11 protein-coding genes are annotated in these 14,749 nt (G+C 56.4%); 9 read left to right on the forward strand and 2 right to left on the reverse strand.

All coding sequences use genetic code 11. The annotated features are described in order from the left end of the window. Positions 1 to 26: 26 nt before the first annotated feature. The 4 genes from IPP88_19020 to lpdA all read left to right on the forward strand — a co-directional run bounded on the left by IPP88_19020 (position 27) and on the right by lpdA (position 7,069). Positions 27 to 1,115: an ABC transporter ATP-binding protein gene (locus IPP88_19020; protein ID MBL0124708.1), complete on the forward strand. Its 1,089-nt coding sequence runs from the start codon at positions 27 to 29 to the stop codon at positions 1,113 to 1,115. Positions 1,116 to 1,237: 122 nt separating this feature from the next. Next, entirely contained in the window at positions 1,238 to 3,910 is a 2,673-nt protein-coding gene (aceE, locus tag IPP88_19025) for a pyruvate dehydrogenase (acetyl-transferring), homodimeric type (GenBank protein ID MBL0124709.1), read from the forward strand. 36 nt (positions 3,911 to 3,946) lie between these two features. Further along, a complete protein-coding gene (aceF, locus tag IPP88_19030) occupies positions 3,947 to 5,266 on the forward strand; it encodes a dihydrolipoyllysine-residue acetyltransferase (protein MBL0124710.1) in 1,320 nt (439 codons plus the stop codon). 9 nt (positions 5,267 to 5,275) lie between these two features. Beyond that, positions 5,276 to 7,069 (forward strand): dihydrolipoyl dehydrogenase, encoded by a 1,794-nt coding sequence (gene lpdA / locus IPP88_19035; GenBank protein MBL0124711.1) that lies wholly within the window; start codon positions 5,276 to 5,278, stop codon positions 7,067 to 7,069. 186 nt (positions 7,070 to 7,255) lie between these two features. On the opposite strand, the gene panB is transcribed toward lpdA, so the two are convergent. Next, the gene (gene panB, locus IPP88_19040) at positions 7,256 to 8,077 is read right to left on the reverse strand and encodes a 3-methyl-2-oxobutanoate hydroxymethyltransferase (GenBank protein ID MBL0124712.1); all 822 of its coding nucleotides are present in this window, start codon (positions 8,075 to 8,077) and stop codon (positions 7,256 to 7,258) included. A gap of 75 nt (positions 8,078 to 8,152) precedes the next feature. On the opposite strand from panB, the gene IPP88_19045 reads away from it, so the two are divergent. From IPP88_19045 to IPP88_19065, 5 genes are all read left to right on the forward strand, one after another. After that, positions 8,153 to 8,506, forward strand: a complete 354-nt coding sequence (locus IPP88_19045; GenBank protein ID MBL0124713.1) for a phage holin family protein — start codon at positions 8,153 to 8,155, stop codon at positions 8,504 to 8,506. A gap of 253 nt (positions 8,507 to 8,759) precedes the next feature. Continuing rightward, entirely contained in the window at positions 8,760 to 9,332 is a 573-nt protein-coding gene (grpE, locus tag IPP88_19050) for a nucleotide exchange factor GrpE (GenBank protein ID MBL0124714.1), read from the forward strand. A 62-nt stretch (positions 9,333 to 9,394) separates the two neighbouring features. Then, positions 9,395 to 11,368 (forward strand): molecular chaperone DnaK, encoded by a 1,974-nt coding sequence (dnaK, locus tag IPP88_19055; protein ID MBL0124715.1) that lies wholly within the window; start codon positions 9,395 to 9,397, stop codon positions 11,366 to 11,368. 96 nt (positions 11,369 to 11,464) lie between these two features. Then, on the forward strand, positions 11,465 to 12,592 hold the full coding sequence (dnaJ, locus tag IPP88_19060) for a molecular chaperone DnaJ (GenBank protein ID MBL0124716.1): 1,128 nt from the start codon (positions 11,465 to 11,467) through the stop codon (positions 12,590 to 12,592). 264 nt (positions 12,593 to 12,856) lie between these two features. Beyond that, positions 12,857 to 13,990 (forward strand): ABC transporter substrate-binding protein, encoded by a 1,134-nt coding sequence (locus IPP88_19065; GenBank protein MBL0124717.1) that lies wholly within the window; start codon positions 12,857 to 12,859, stop codon positions 13,988 to 13,990. A 104-nt stretch (positions 13,991 to 14,094) separates the two neighbouring features. Here IPP88_19065 and IPP88_19070 read toward each other — a convergent pair whose 3' ends face one another. Then, entirely contained in the window at positions 14,095 to 14,652 is a 558-nt protein-coding gene (locus IPP88_19070) for a DUF4287 domain-containing protein (protein ID MBL0124718.1), read from the reverse strand. Between the last annotated feature and the right edge of the window lie 97 nt (positions 14,653 to 14,749).

Below are 14,749 nucleotides of genomic sequence, written 5' to 3' on the forward strand. Positions count from 1 at the left end.
AACCGTGTCCAATCGGGAATCCAATCATGAACGCAGTGCGTGTCGAATGCCGCAACATCGCCCTTTCCTACGGAAATACGCAAGTTTTGAAAGGCATCAATCTTGCCATCGAGCCCGGTGAGTTTTTTGCGCTGCTGGGCCCGAGCGGCTCAGGCAAATCCACTTTGCTGAGATTGATCGCGGGCTTCAATGTCGCGCAAGCAGGGCAACTTCTGATTGATGGCAATGATCTCATCCAGGTTCCACCATGGGAGCGAAATATTGGCATGGTGTTCCAGAACTATGCGCTTTGGCCACACATGACGGTCGAGCGAAATATTGCCTTTGGTCTCGAAGAGCGCAGGTTGCCGCGCGAACTGATCAATTCAAAAGTTCGGGCAATGCTGGAACTTGTCGGGTTGACTGGCTATGCCAAACGCCGCCCGGGACAATTGTCGGGCGGACAGCAGCAACGCGTGGCGCTGGCACGCACACTGGCCATTGAGCCAAGGGTATTGTTGCTCGATGAACCGCTTTCGAATCTCGACGCCAAGTTGCGGGTACAAATGCGACAGGAGCTGAAGTCCCTTCAGCGCCGGCTTGGCATCACCACCATCTTCGTGACGCACGACCAAGAGGAAGCGCTAACCACCTGTGATCGAATTGCCGTGATGGACCAGGGCGTGATTCAACAAATCGGCACGCCGGTGCAACTCTACGATCAGCCCGTCAATCGCTTCGTCGCTAATTTTGTGGGCACGATCAATTTATTTGAAGGCGACATCCAAGCCGTTGAGAATTCATCGACGTGCCGGTTTGTCTCGCGCCAACTCGGCACGGTACCCATGCCCGGCGATGCGGCAGTTATCACCCGCGGCAAGGCGCATCTCGCGATCAGACCCCATTCGCTTACCCTCGCCGATATCAACACGAAGCCGGAAACGGATCAAGTCAGCTTCGATGCGAGCGTGACGGAAACGGAGTTTCTCGGCGAATTCGTGCGCTATCGTGTTGCAACGCAACACGCGGAATGGATTGCCGATCAGCCACACAGAACAGGCGCACAGCTTTTTCCGGTCGGCTGCAAGGTCAAGCTGATGATAAGTGTTCGCGATACACGCGTCCTGCCCGCGTAGCGTTGTTTGCCACCCGCCGATTCAGTCGCCTTTTCAATGAAGGGCGTGGCACTTGCTTATCGAATCATGTCTAATACCGGCTGTGGATATTAATTACAAATAAATCAATAGAGGAGCTTTTCATGGACCGTCCCGCATTCCTTGAAAATGACATGGACCCGCAGGAAACGCGGGAATGGCTGGATGCGCTGGAAGGCGTGCTCGATACTCAGGGCCCCGAGCGGGCGCACTTCCTGATCGAGCAACTGGTGGACAAGGCTCGCCATTCTGGCGCGCACCTGCCTTATTCCGCCAACACGGCATACATCAATTCGATTCCCCCGCACGCCGAAGACCTGTTGCCGGGCGACCAGGAAATCGAACACCGCATACGCTCGCTGGTTCGCTGGAACGCGATTGCGATGGTGTTGCGGGCAAACAAGGAAAGCTCCGACCTGGGTGGCCACATTGCCAGTTTCCAGTCAGCCGCGAACTTGTATGACATCGGCTTCGATCATTTCTGGAATGCGCCATCAGCCACGCACGGCGGCGACCTGGTATTTATCCAGGGGCATTCTTCTCCCGGCGTGTATGCCCGCGCCTATCTTGAGGGCCGCATCACGGAAGAACAGCTGGAAAATTTCCGTCGCGATGTCGAAGGCAAGGGCATCACCAGCTATCCCCATCCGTGGCTGATGCCGGATTTCTGGCAGTTCCCGACCGTGTCGATGGGCTTGGGTCCGCTGCAGGCGATTTACCAGGCGCGCTTCATGAAATACCTGCACAACCGCGGCATCCTGAATACCGAAGGCCGAAAAGTCTGGGCATTCATGGGTGATGGCGAAATGGACGAACCCGAATCATTGGGTGCCATTGCGCTGGCGACGCGCGAAGGTCTCGACAACCTGATCTTCGTCGTCAACTGCAACCTGCAGCGGCTTGACGGCCCAGTGCGCGGCAATGGCAAAATCATTCAGGAACTGGAAGCGGATTTCCGCGGCTCCGGCTGGAACGTGCTGAAGGTGATCTGGGGCCGTTACTGGGATCCGCTGCTGGCCAAGGACCACGATGGGTTGCTGCAACGGCGCATGATGGAAGCCGTCGACGGCGAATACCAGAATTACAAGGCGCGTGATGGCGCTTACGTACGCAAGCATTTCTTCGGCAAATATCCGGCGCTGGAAAAGATGGTGTCGTCGATGTCGGACGATGACATCTGGCGGCTTAATCGCGGTGGCCACGATCCATACAAGATTTACGCGGCCTATTCATCCGCCGTCAATCACAAGGGCCAACCGACGGTCATTCTTGCCAAAACCGTCAAAGGCTTCGGCATGGGCAAGTCCGGCGAAGGCCAGAATGCGACCCACCAGCAGAAAAAAATGGATGTCGGCTCACTGAAGCAATTCCGCGATCGCTTTCATATTCCCGTTGCCGACGAGGTGATCGCTGACATTCCATTTTACAAACCGGCCGATGACAGCCCGGAGATCAAATACCTCAAAGCGGCGCGCATAAAACTCGGTGGCTCGCTGCCGATTCGCCATCACAATATTCCGGCGCTGAAAGTGCCTGAATTGTCAATCTTCGAGCCATTGCTGAAGAGCACCGAGGAACGCGAAATCTCCACGACCATGGCTTTTGTACGCGCTTTCACGGCGCTGACCCGCGACAAGGAACTGGGGCCGCGCCTGGTGCCCATCGTTGCCGACGAATCACGCACCTTTGGCATGGAAGGCCTGTTCCGTCAGCTCGGCATTTATTCCTCACTCGGCCAGTTGTACGAACCGGTCGATTCCGGTGAGTTGATGTTCTACAAGGAAGACAAGGCCGGACAGATCCTGCAGGAAGGTATCAACGAAGCGGGGGCGTTCTGTTCATGGATGGCGGCGGGCACCAGCTACGCCAACCACGGCCAGCACATGATTCCGTTCTACATTTTCTATTCAATGTTCGGCTTCCAGCGCATCGGCGATCTGGCATGGGCGGCCGGCGACATGCAGGCGCGCGGCTTCCTGCTCGGCGGGACGGCCGGCCGCACGACGCTGAATGGTGAGGGCCTGCAGCACGAGGACGGTCACTCGCACCTGATGGCGGCGACGATTCCGAATTGCGTCTCATACGACCCCACTTTCAGTTATGAACTGGCCGTCATCATCCATGACGGGCTGAAGCGGATGTACGAAAAGATGGAGCACATCTATTACTACATCACCGTCATGAACGAAAATTATTCCCACCCGGCGATGCCGAAAGGTGCCGAAGCGAATATTCTCAAGGGCATGTATTTGTTCCGCGAAGGCGCGGATGCGAAGAAGCCACGCGTGCAGTTGATGGGTTCCGGCACCATATTCCGTGAAGTCATCGCCGCTGCGGAATTGCTGGAACTCGACTGGGGCGTGGCATCGGACCTCTGGAGTTGCACCTCCTTCAACGAACTGCGTCGCGATGGCATGGCGGCGGAGCGCTTCAATTTGCTCCATCCGGAAGACAAACCGCGGCTACCGCATGTCACGCAAATGCTCAAGGGCCGCAAGGGCCCGGCGGTCGCCGCAACCGACTACATGCGCAGTTTTGCAGACCAAATTCGCCCATACATCAACGATCGCAAATTCACGGTGCTCGGGACCGACGGCTTCGGACGTTCGGATACGCGCAATCAGTTGCGCAAGTTTTTCGAGGTCAATCGCTATTACGTCGTGGTCGCGGCGCTGAAGGCATTGGCGGATGACGGGCAGATTCAGGCGAAGCTGGTGAGCGATGCGATCAAGAAGTATGGGATTGACGCGTCGAAGCCCGCTCCCTGGACGGTCTAGTCTTCTGAAGACTCACAATCAAACTCTACAAAAAGAATCAAGAGGAGAATTTGCGTGGCAAATCTCGTTGAAGTAAAAGTGCCCGACATCGGCGATTTCACCGATATCCCGGTGATCGAAATCCTGGTCAAGCCAGGCGATACCATCAAGAAAGAAGATTCGCTGATCTCGCTGGAAAGCGACAAAGCGACGATGGAAGTTCCATCGACCCACGCCGGCGTCGTAAAGGAACTCAAGGTGAAGTTGGGCGACAAGGTATCGATGGGTGCGGTGGTGCTCGTCCTGGAAGAAACTGCCGCAACCAGTACCGCAGGGAACGCGGCGCCTATTCAGGCACCGGCCCAAACCCCAGCACCGGCGCGCCTTCCCGAGGCGATGCCGCCGAAAGCCCCGCCAGCATTGGCTCCCAGCCCGGTAGCCTCGCAGAATTCCACGGATCCCCTTCCGGCCAACGTGCACGCGAGCCCATCCATCCGTGCATTCGCCCGCGAACTGGGTGTCGATCTGACCAAGGTGAAAGGTACGGCGCTGAAGGGCCGCATCACCAAGGAAGACGTGCAGGGTTTTGTCAAAACCGAGTTGGCAAAGCCTAAAGGCGCTACCGGTGCCGGCGGTGCATTCGCGTTCCCGGAAATGCCGTACGTGGATTTCACCAAGTTTGGCGACATCGAGAAACGCGCCCTCTCGCGCATCAAGAAGCTTTCCGGCAACAACCTTGCACGCAACTGGGTGATGATCCCTCACGTCACGCAGCAGGACGAAGCCGACATTACCGACGTCGAAGCCTTCCGCGTCAAGACCAACGAGGAAAACGCCAAGTCCGGCATCAAGCTCACGATGCTCGCGTTTCTGATCAAGGCCAACGTCGCGGCGTTGAAAAAATTTCCGGAATTCAATGCCTCGCTGGAAGCCGGCGGCGAAAACCTCATCCTGAAAAAATACTACAACATCGGATTTGCGGCGGACACGCCGAACGGCCTCGTGGTACCGGTGATCAAGAATGCCGATCATAAGTCCGTGAGCGAGATTGCCCGCGAGATGGGTGAGCTTTCCGCCAAGGCACGCGAAGGCAAGCTCTCGCCCGCGGAAATGTCCGGCGGCTGTTTCACGATTTCGTCGCTTGGCGGCATTGGCGGCATCTTCTTCACCCCCATCATCAACGCACCGGAAGTCGCTATTCTCGGTGTCTCCAAATCCTCGATGAAGCCGGTGTGGAACGGCAAGGAATTTGTCCCCCGCCTCATCCTGCCGATGTCGCTCTCGTATGACCATCGCGTCGTCGATGGCGCGGCCGGCGCACGTTTCTCAACCTATCTCGCGGCGTTGATGTCCGACATCCGCAAGCTCGTGTTGTAAGGTCCGGATATGGCTAACCTGATAGAAGTCAAAGTCCCCGACATCGGTGATTTCACCGATATTCCGGTCATCGAAATCCTCGTCAAGCCCGGCGATACCATCAAGAAAGAAGATTCGCTGATCTCGCTGGAAAGCGACAAGGCGACGATGGAGGTTCCTTCGACGCACGCCGGCGTGGTGAAAGAGATCAAGGTCAAGCTCGGCGACAAGGTGTCGATGGGCGCGGTGGTGCTGGTGCTCGATGCGGTCGATGTGGCCTCATCACCTGCGAAACCTGCAAGCCCGGCCACCCACACGCAAGCGCCCGCAAAGGCTGTGCCAGCGCAGACCTCCGGACCTGCGCCGGCTGCCGGTTCATATACTGGTGTCGTCGATATCACCTGTGAGATGGTCGTCCTTGGCGCCGGTCCCGGCGGCTACTCGGCCGCGTTCCGCGCGGCCGATCTGGGCATGAAGACCGTCATCGTTGAACGCTACGCACAATTGGGCGGTGTGTGCCTGAACGTCGGGTGCATTCCATCGAAGGCGCTGTTGCACGTTGCGGCGATTGCCGATGAAACCAGCGCCCTCGCGGCGCACGGCATCACTTTTGGCAAGCCGGAAATCGATCTCGACAAGCTGCGCGGCTGGAAGGAAAAAGTCGTCGGCAAGCTGACCGGCGGCCTCGGCGGCATGGCCAAGGCGCGCAAGGTGGAAGTGGTTCGCGGTGTCGGCCAGTTCCTCGATCCGAATCACATGGTGGTCGAACTTACCACCGGCACGCGACAAGAAAAAACCGGCGAGAAGAAAGTCATCCGCTTCGAAAAGGCGATCATCGCAGCAGGCTCACAGGTCGTGCGATTGCCGTTCATTCCCAACGATCCGCGCATCGTCGATTCCACCGGCGCGCTGGCGCTGAAAGAGATTCCGAAGAAGATGCTGGTGATCGGCGGCGGCATCATCGGCCTCGAAATGGGCACCGTGTACTCGACGCTCGGTGCGCGACTCGACGTGGTCGAAATGCTCGATGGCTTGATGCAGGGCGCGGATCGCGATCTGGTCAAGGTCTGGCAGAAGATGAACGAGAAGCGCTTCGACAACATCATGCTCAAGACGAAGACCGTCGGTGTGGAAGCGAAGCCGGACGGCATCTACGTCACGTTTGAAGGTGAAAGTGCACCGAAGGACCCGCAGCGCTACGACATGGCGCTTATGAGCGTTGGCCGCGCACCGAACGGCAAGAAAATCAGCGCCGACAAGGCCGGTGTGGCCGTGACCGATCGAGGCTTCATCAACGTCGATTCGCAGATGCGCACCAACGTGCCGCATATTTTTGCCATCGGCGATCTCGTCGGCCAGCCGATGCTGGCACACAAGGCCGTGCACGAAGGTCATGTCGCGGCCGAAGCCGCTGCCGGGCAGAAGTCGCACTTCGACGCACGGGTTATTCCGAGCGTAGCCTACACCGATCCCGAAGTAGCCTGGGTCGGCGAGACCGAGGATACCTGTAAGGCCAAGGGCATCAAGTACGGCAAGAGTACGTTTCCGTGGGCAGCTTCAGGACGAGCGATTGCCAATGGCCGCGACGAGGGCTTCACCAAACTTATCGTCGATTTGGAAACGCATCGCGTAATAGGCGGCGGCATCGTCGGCACGCATGCCGGGGATCTGATCGGCGAAATTGCATTGGCCATTGAGATGGGCTGTGATCCGGCCGATATCGGCAAGACCATTCATCCGCATCCGACGCTTGGGGAATCGATCGGCATGGCGGCGGAAGTGTTTGAAGGCGTTTGTACGGATTTGCCGGCGCAGCGGAAGTAGTGGCTTTCGCTCTACAAGTTTCGAAAACTCCAGCATTGGTGGGCTTCTCGGGGGATTTTTCTGCCACGGACCGCGCCAGTGCTTGAGTTTATGCCGTCATTGCCATAAAGAAGGGAATCCAGGTTTCACCGCTTTCACTTTCAACAGGACTATGCCGGGGGTACCCGCGCAGACTTGAAGTACACGCTATTTCTTCACCCCAAAACAGTGCTCTAACGCCGGAAACTTGCCTCCCCTAACCTCTTCCGCATACTCTGCCGCCGCTGCTGAAACCATCTTCCCCATCTCCACATACCGCTTTGCAAATTTCGGCGTGAAATCCGGAAATAGCCCCAGAATATCTTCCGTCACTAGCACCTGCCCATCACACGCGGGCGACGCCCCGATCCCGATCAACGGCACCTTCAACGATTCCGCCACCGCGCGCGCCACCGGCTCGATGGTACCTTCGATCAATAACGCAAATGCTCCCACGCTTTCGAACTGGCGCGCGATCGTCGTCCACTTTTTCGCTGCATCATCCTCACGCCCCTGCGCCTTGAAGCCGCCCATCTCGTTTACACGTTGCGGCATCAGGCCGATGTGCGGCATGATCGGCAGCCCGCGCGCGACCAGAAACTCGACTGTCTCGACCAATTCAGCGCCGCCTTCCAGCTTCAGGCCCTGCGCACCGGATTCCGCCATCGCCCGCGCACAATTGCGATACGCCTGTTCCTTTGATTCCTGATAGCTGCCAAATGGCATGTCAAGCAGCACCGCCGCATGTTTCGAACCACGCATGACCGCTTGCGTATGGGCAATCATCGTGTCCAGCGATACATTGAGCGTGTTCTCCATGCCGTAAACGACCATGCCCAGTGAATCCCCCACCAGCAGGACGTCGCAATGCGGGTCAAGCAACTGCGCCATCGGCTTGGTGTAGGCGGTCAACATGACGATCTTGCCCGGCCCCTTCATGGCTCGAAGGTCGGGGATGGAAATGCGTTTTTGCGTGGAATGGACGCTCATGGATATTCTTTCGACTTAGCGGGTTAGTGTATTGGCGTTATTATCACGTTTTGTTTAGAGGTTTCACTCAAAATCATGTCGCTCATCATTCGCTGGTTCATCAACGCGCTCGCTCTCATGCTGGTTGCGTATCTTTATTCGGGCGTTCAGGTCAATGGGATCGTCGAAGCGCTCATTGCGGCGCTGGTGCTCGGCCTGGTCAATGCGCTCATTCGGCCGATCCTGGTTCTCCTCACGCTGCCGGTAACCGTTCTCACGCTGGGACTTTTCATCTTTGTCATCAACGCCTTTCTTTTCTGGTTTGTGGCCGAGATCGTCAAGGGCTTTACGGTCAGCGGCTTTATGGGAGCACTCATAGGATCGATCATGTTCAGCGTGATTACGATCATCACCAGCTGGCTGATATCCGGCACGAAAAGCGGCAAGTAAGGTCGGAAATCCGCAGGGCCCTCGCCGCCCCAGCCAGCGGCCTGAAGCGCCTGCCGTGTGCCCGGCGCCAAATGTGCGCAGGCACATTTGACGAAACCCCGTGGCCTCCCCAGCCAGCGGCCTGCAGGCCGCTGCCGTGCGCCCGGCGCGAAATGTGCGCAGGCACATTTGACGAAACCCCGGGCTTACCCCCTTGAAATTTGTGGGATAGCCCACAAATCCTGCAGGACCCTGTTTTTTCTGGAGTTTTTCGATGTCCGATCCGACCCAAAACGCGGCGTCTGAAGCCGACGTTACGTCGGCAGAAGCGGCTGCGCCCGAATCTGCCTCCCCTGAACAACAAATCGCGGCGCTGGAAAAAGCACTCGCTGAAAGCCAATTCAAGGCTCAGGAGAGTTTTGATCAATTCTTGCGTGCCAAGGCCGAGATGGAGAACATCCGCCGCCGGTCCGCCGAAGATGTGCTCAAGGCACAAAAATTCGGCGTAGAGAAAATCGCCGATGCACTCCTGGCGGTCAAGGACAGCATGGATGCGGCGCTGGCCGTCGAGAATACCTCTGTGGAGTCTTTCAAAACCGGCGTCGAATTGACATCGCGCCAGCTCACCAATGTGTTCGAGAAATTCTCCATCAAGGAAGAAAATCCGGTCGGCGCGAAGTTTGATCCAACCCGGCATCAGGCCATTGCCGCGCTGGAATCCGATCAGCCGGCAAATACCGTTATCAACGTCATGCAAAAGGGTTACATGCTGCATGAACGCGTTTTACGCCCGGCGCTCGTGGCGGTCGCCAAAGAAAAATCGGCTGAATCACCGGCAAATTCTTGAAAAACTCAGCAACAACCCTACCTACAGAACAACTTTAACAAATCTAGATTGAGGTAATTATCATGGGAAGAATCATCGGTATCGACTTGGGAACCACTAACAGCTGCGTGGCCATCATGGAAGGCGGCGTGCCCAAGGTCATCGAAAATGCGGAAGGCGCGCGCACCACGCCATCAATCGTCGCCTATCAGGACGACGGCGAAGTACTGGTCGGTGCCTCGGCCAAGCGCCAGGCGGTCACGAACCCCAAGAATACGTTGTATGCGGTGAAACGATTGATCGGCCGCCGCTTCGAAGAAAAAGAAGTGCAGAAAGACATCAACCTGATGCCTTACAAAATCGTCAAAGCCGACAACAACGACGCGTGGGTTGAAGTCAATGGCAAGAAAATGGCGCCACCGCAAGTTTCCAGCGAAGTGCTGCGCAAGATGAAGAAGACTGCGGAAGATTACCTTGGCGAAGAAGTCACTGAAGCGGTCATCACCGTTCCGGCTTACTTTAACGATAGCCAGCGGCAAGCCACCAAGGACGCGGGTCGCATCGCTGGTCTGGATGTCAAACGCATCATCAACGAACCGACCGCGGCTGCGTTGGCCTTCGGCATGGACAAACAGGAAGGTGACCGCAAGATCGCCGTATACGATTTGGGCGGCGGTACGTTTGATATTTCCATCATCGAAATCGCATCGGTTGAGGGCGAGCATCAGTTCGAAGTGCTTTCCACCAATGGCGATACATTCCTCGGTGGTGAAGACTTTGATCAGCGCCTGATGGATTACCTGTGCGACGAATTCAAGAAGGATCAAGGCATCGATCTGAAAAAGGACGTGCTGGCCCTGCAACGCCTGAAGGAAGCCGCGGAAAAAGCCAAGATTGAACTGTCGTCCGCGCAGCAAACCGAAGTGAACCTGCCCTACATTACGGCCGACGCAAACGGCCCGAAACATCTGGCCGTAAAACTGACCCGCGCGAAATTTGAAGCACTGGTCGATGAATTGATCGAACGCACCATTGAGCCCTGCCGCATCGCCATCAAGGATGCGGGCGTGAAAATTGCCGATATCTCTGATGTGATTCTGGTCGGCGGGCAATCGCGCATGCCGAAGGTGCAGGAGAAGGTGAAGGAGATTTTTGGCCGCGAGCCTCGCAAGGACGTTAATCCTGACGAAGCTGTCGCCGTTGGTGCCGCGATCCAGGGCGGCGTATTGAAAGGCGACGTGAAGGACGTGTTGCTTCTTGACGTCACGCCGTTGTCGCTCGGCATTGAAACGCTGGGCGGTGTCGCCACCAAGCTGATCAAGAAAAACACCACGATTCCGACCAAGGCATCGCAGGTATTTTCCACCGCTGATGACAACCAATCTGCTGTGACCATCCACGTGTTGCAGGGTGAACGCGAATTGGCGGCGGGCAACAAATCGCTGGGACAATTCAACCTGGAAGGCATTCCGCCTTCGGCGCGCGGCATGCCGCAAATTGAAGTGACTTTCGATATTGACGCCAACGGCATCATGCATGTGCACGCCAAGGACAAAGCCACCGGCAAGGAAAACAAGATCACCATCAAAGCAAACTCCGGCCTGAACGAGGAAGAAATTCAGCGCATGGTGAAGGATGCCGAAGCCAACGCCGACGAGGACAAGAAGGCGCTGGAACTGGTGAATGCCCGCAATCAGGGCGATGCACTGGTGCACGCCACCAAGAAATCGGTGGCGGAATATGGCGACAAGGTCGATGCCGCCGAAAAGTCCGCGATTGAAGCCGCCAGCAAGGAACTGGAAGAATCCTTGAAGGGCAACAACAAGGACGAAATTGTGGCCAAGACCGAAGCCCTGAGCAAAGTCTCGCAAAAACTCGGCGAGAAAATGTACGCCGACATGCAGGCCAAGGCACAAGCCGACGCAGGCGCCGCGGCGGGTGGCGCGGCGGGTCCGGCCGCTGGCGGTGCAGGCGGTGGCGATGGCCAACCCAAGGAAAAAGATATGGGCAATGTCGTCGACGCCGAATTCACGGAAGTGAAAGAAAAGAAAGCTTAATCCCAACCACTATCGTGTTGGATTAATCGGCCGGGTTGGCGCACAGGATACATCGCGCTTAACTCGGCCTTCCCGTTTCAAAGTGCTGGAAGACCCATGGCAAACAAAAAAGACCTATACGATATCCTCAGCGTCAACCGCGACGCGAGCGATGAGGAAATCAAGAAGTCCTATCGCAAATTGGCGATGAAACATCATCCAGATCGCAATCCGGACAGCAAGGACGCGGAAGAGAAATTCAAGGAAGCAAAAAATGCCTATGAAATACTTTCCGATCCGGAAAAGCGCCGCGCGTACGATGCGTATGGTCATGCCGGCATCAATCCGCAGATGGGCGGCGGCCAGGGCGGGGAAGGATTTGGCGGATTCTCGGAAGCCTTTGGTGACATTTTCGGCGAAATTTTTGGCGGCCGAGGCGGACGCGGTGGCCAGCAGGTGTATCGCGGCGCGGACCTGCGATACAACATGGATATCACGCTTGAGCAGGCCGCGCGCGGAACCGAGACCAAAATCCGCATTCCCAGCCTGGATGAATGCGATACCTGCCACGGAACAGGCGCAAAACCAGGTACGCAGCCAAAGACCTGCCATACGTGCAATGGTCAGGGTCAGGTACGGATGCAGCAGGGGTTTTTCTCGATTCAGCAGACCTGCCCTACCTGTCATGGCACGGGCAAGGTCATTCCCGAGCCGTGTACCACTTGTAGCGGCGCCGGACGTGTCAAGAATCATAAGACTCTCTCGGTAAAGATCCCGTCCGGCGTTGACAACGGCGATCGCATCCGCCTTTCAGGTGAGGGCGAAGCGGGTGTCAACGGTGGCCCGCCTGGCGACCTGTATGTCGTCGTCCAATTGAAGCCGCACTCGGTTTTTCAACGGGAAGGTGCCGATCTGCACTGTGAAATGCCAATCAGCTTCACAATTGCCGCGCTGGGTGGCGAAATTCATATTCCGACCCTGGATGGCGAGGCCAAAATCAAGATTCCCGCGGAAACGCAGAGTGGCCAAGTATTCCGGCTGCGCGGAAAAGGCATCCGGCCGGTCCGCCAGACATCCGCAGGCGACCTGATGTGCCATGTAGTGGTCGAGACCCCGGTTCGGCTGACTGATCGTCAAAAGGAGCTCCTGCGCGAGCTTGAAGAAATCAACAAGAGCGATGGCGACAAGCACAATCCACGTGCGAAGAGCTTCATGGACAAGGTAAAAAACTTCTTTGCCGGCTGACCCACATTACGGATCCAGCTGTCACACCATCAATATTTTTGTTAGCCTGACGAAAGTAGACGCGAGCAATTTTGCGACTGAATTTTCGATAACAACGCGATATGTCCAGCGAAAAAATGCTGAATCCAATCTTGATGTGCGCGCGCATTTGTCAGGCGGAATACAATCACGGTGCAAGTCGCTCTGTTCACAAAGATTGAGGTGAACAAGAAAGAGAGTGCCAGTATTGCCTGGTCCAAGATTGGATAGCCTGAGGAGCTCATTATGATTGCGTATTTCCGGCGCGCTGCATGGCTTGCGTTGTTTACCGTTTTCCCACTCTCGCAAACGGCTTTCGCCGAGGGTGTCACGCCCGACACAATTCTCATCGGCCAGTCTGCCGCGCTATCCGGCCCCGCCGAAGAACTCGGCAAGGAAATGAAATCCGGAGCCGAAGCGTACTTCGATATTATCAATAAGGCTGGCGGCGTCAATGGCCGAAAAATCAAGATCGTCTCATTGGATGACGGCTATGAACCCGAAAAGGCCGCCGCCAACACCAGGAAGTTGATCACTGAGGACAAGGTTCTTGCGTTGTTCGGATATGTCGGCACTCCCACTTCAAATGCAGCGCTACCGATCTTCACTGAAGCCAAAGTTCCGTTTATCGGTGCATTCACCGGCGCACAGAGCTTGCGCGAACCGTTCAACCGGTATATTTTCAATGTCCGCGCGAGCTATTTCGACGAAACCGAGCAGATCGTCGGACATTTGGTACAGCAGGGCATCAATCGAATCGCCGTGTTCTACCAGAATGATGCCTACGGCAAGGCTGGGCTCGCTGGCGTCGAACGCGCCATGAAAGCGCGCAAACTCGAAATTGCCGCGACCGCAACTGTTGAGCGCAACACAACGGATGTTGCAGCGGCGGTAAGTACTTTGGCCAAGTCCAAAACCGACGCCGTTATCATGATCAGTGCCTACAAGAGTTGTGCGGCGTTCATCAAGGCAATGAAAGCGGCAGGCGGTTTTCAACAATACTGGAATGTGAGCTTCGTCGGTTCCAAGGCACTCTCCAACGCACTGGGCGACGAAGGGCGCGGCGTGCAGATTTCCCAGGTCGTGCCGTTCCCGTGGGCCGACGTAAGTCAGATTGTTCACAATTACCAAAAGCGAATGGGTGAACCGGAAAAATATTCGTTCACATCGCTTGAGGGATTCATTGCCGCCAAGGTATTCGTTGAGGGGCTGAAACGCGCCGGGAAAAATCCGACCCGTGAATCCCTCGTCGATGGCCTCGCGAGCATGGGCAAAGTCGATTTGGGTGGCTTCATCGTCAATTACACGCCGACGAATCACAATGGATCGAATTTCGTCGACTTGACGATCATCTCGCGCAACGGCACGTTCAAGCGCTAATCCCCCAACATACGCAGAAGCCGACAGATACTCAGACTGGAGAAGGGGCTCCAACCCATTGCGTGATTGGGGCCAAACTCTCTTCGAAATTGGTTTTTTCCGCCCTATCCAGCTTGATCGTATGCTTGCTTTAGCCAGGACTTCACTTCCAGATCAAATTCTCCGATCGCACCAATGCGTACGCGGTGGCTGACCATGCCATTCCATGTCCCCGAGGCTTCCAGTTTGCCGGTCGGCGCCACACCTTTCAGATTGATGCCAATATCCACACGCGTCGCGGTCGACGGCTGCACCAGCGCGAATTGTTTGGCGCGACGCAGACTAACGCAAGTTTTTTTGGGCGCGAACTCAATGTCCCGTCCAAATGTCGTCACCGTTTTTGCAATCGCGTCGTAGATTGGCCGTAACGCGGCTTTTGGTCCCGCAAACAGCGCATCAACGGGGTCTTCTTCCGATACGGCATCGGGCTTGCGCGCTTCGTGCGCGATCATGTTCGCGTAACCATGGCTCATTGGTCCCTCGAGCTTAAGATACGCGACGATGTCGGCATGCCGATCGGTGCCGAGCTTGCGCGCGACATTGATCCACGCCGCAAAAGTCTTGCCGGTTCTTGCTTCGAGATTTTCACGCATCCTTGTATTGGCATCATCCAACGTACTCATGTATGTCTCCCGGCGATCGTGCAATCAACAACAGCAAAAAAAACCCGCCCCAACCAAAGTCGGAGGCGGGCCGGGCTTTCTCCTCCTCGAAGTATTG

Source organism: Betaproteobacteria bacterium (genome assembly GCA_016720925.1).
Lineage (GTDB): Bacteria > Pseudomonadota > Gammaproteobacteria > Burkholderiales > Usitatibacteraceae > UKL13-2.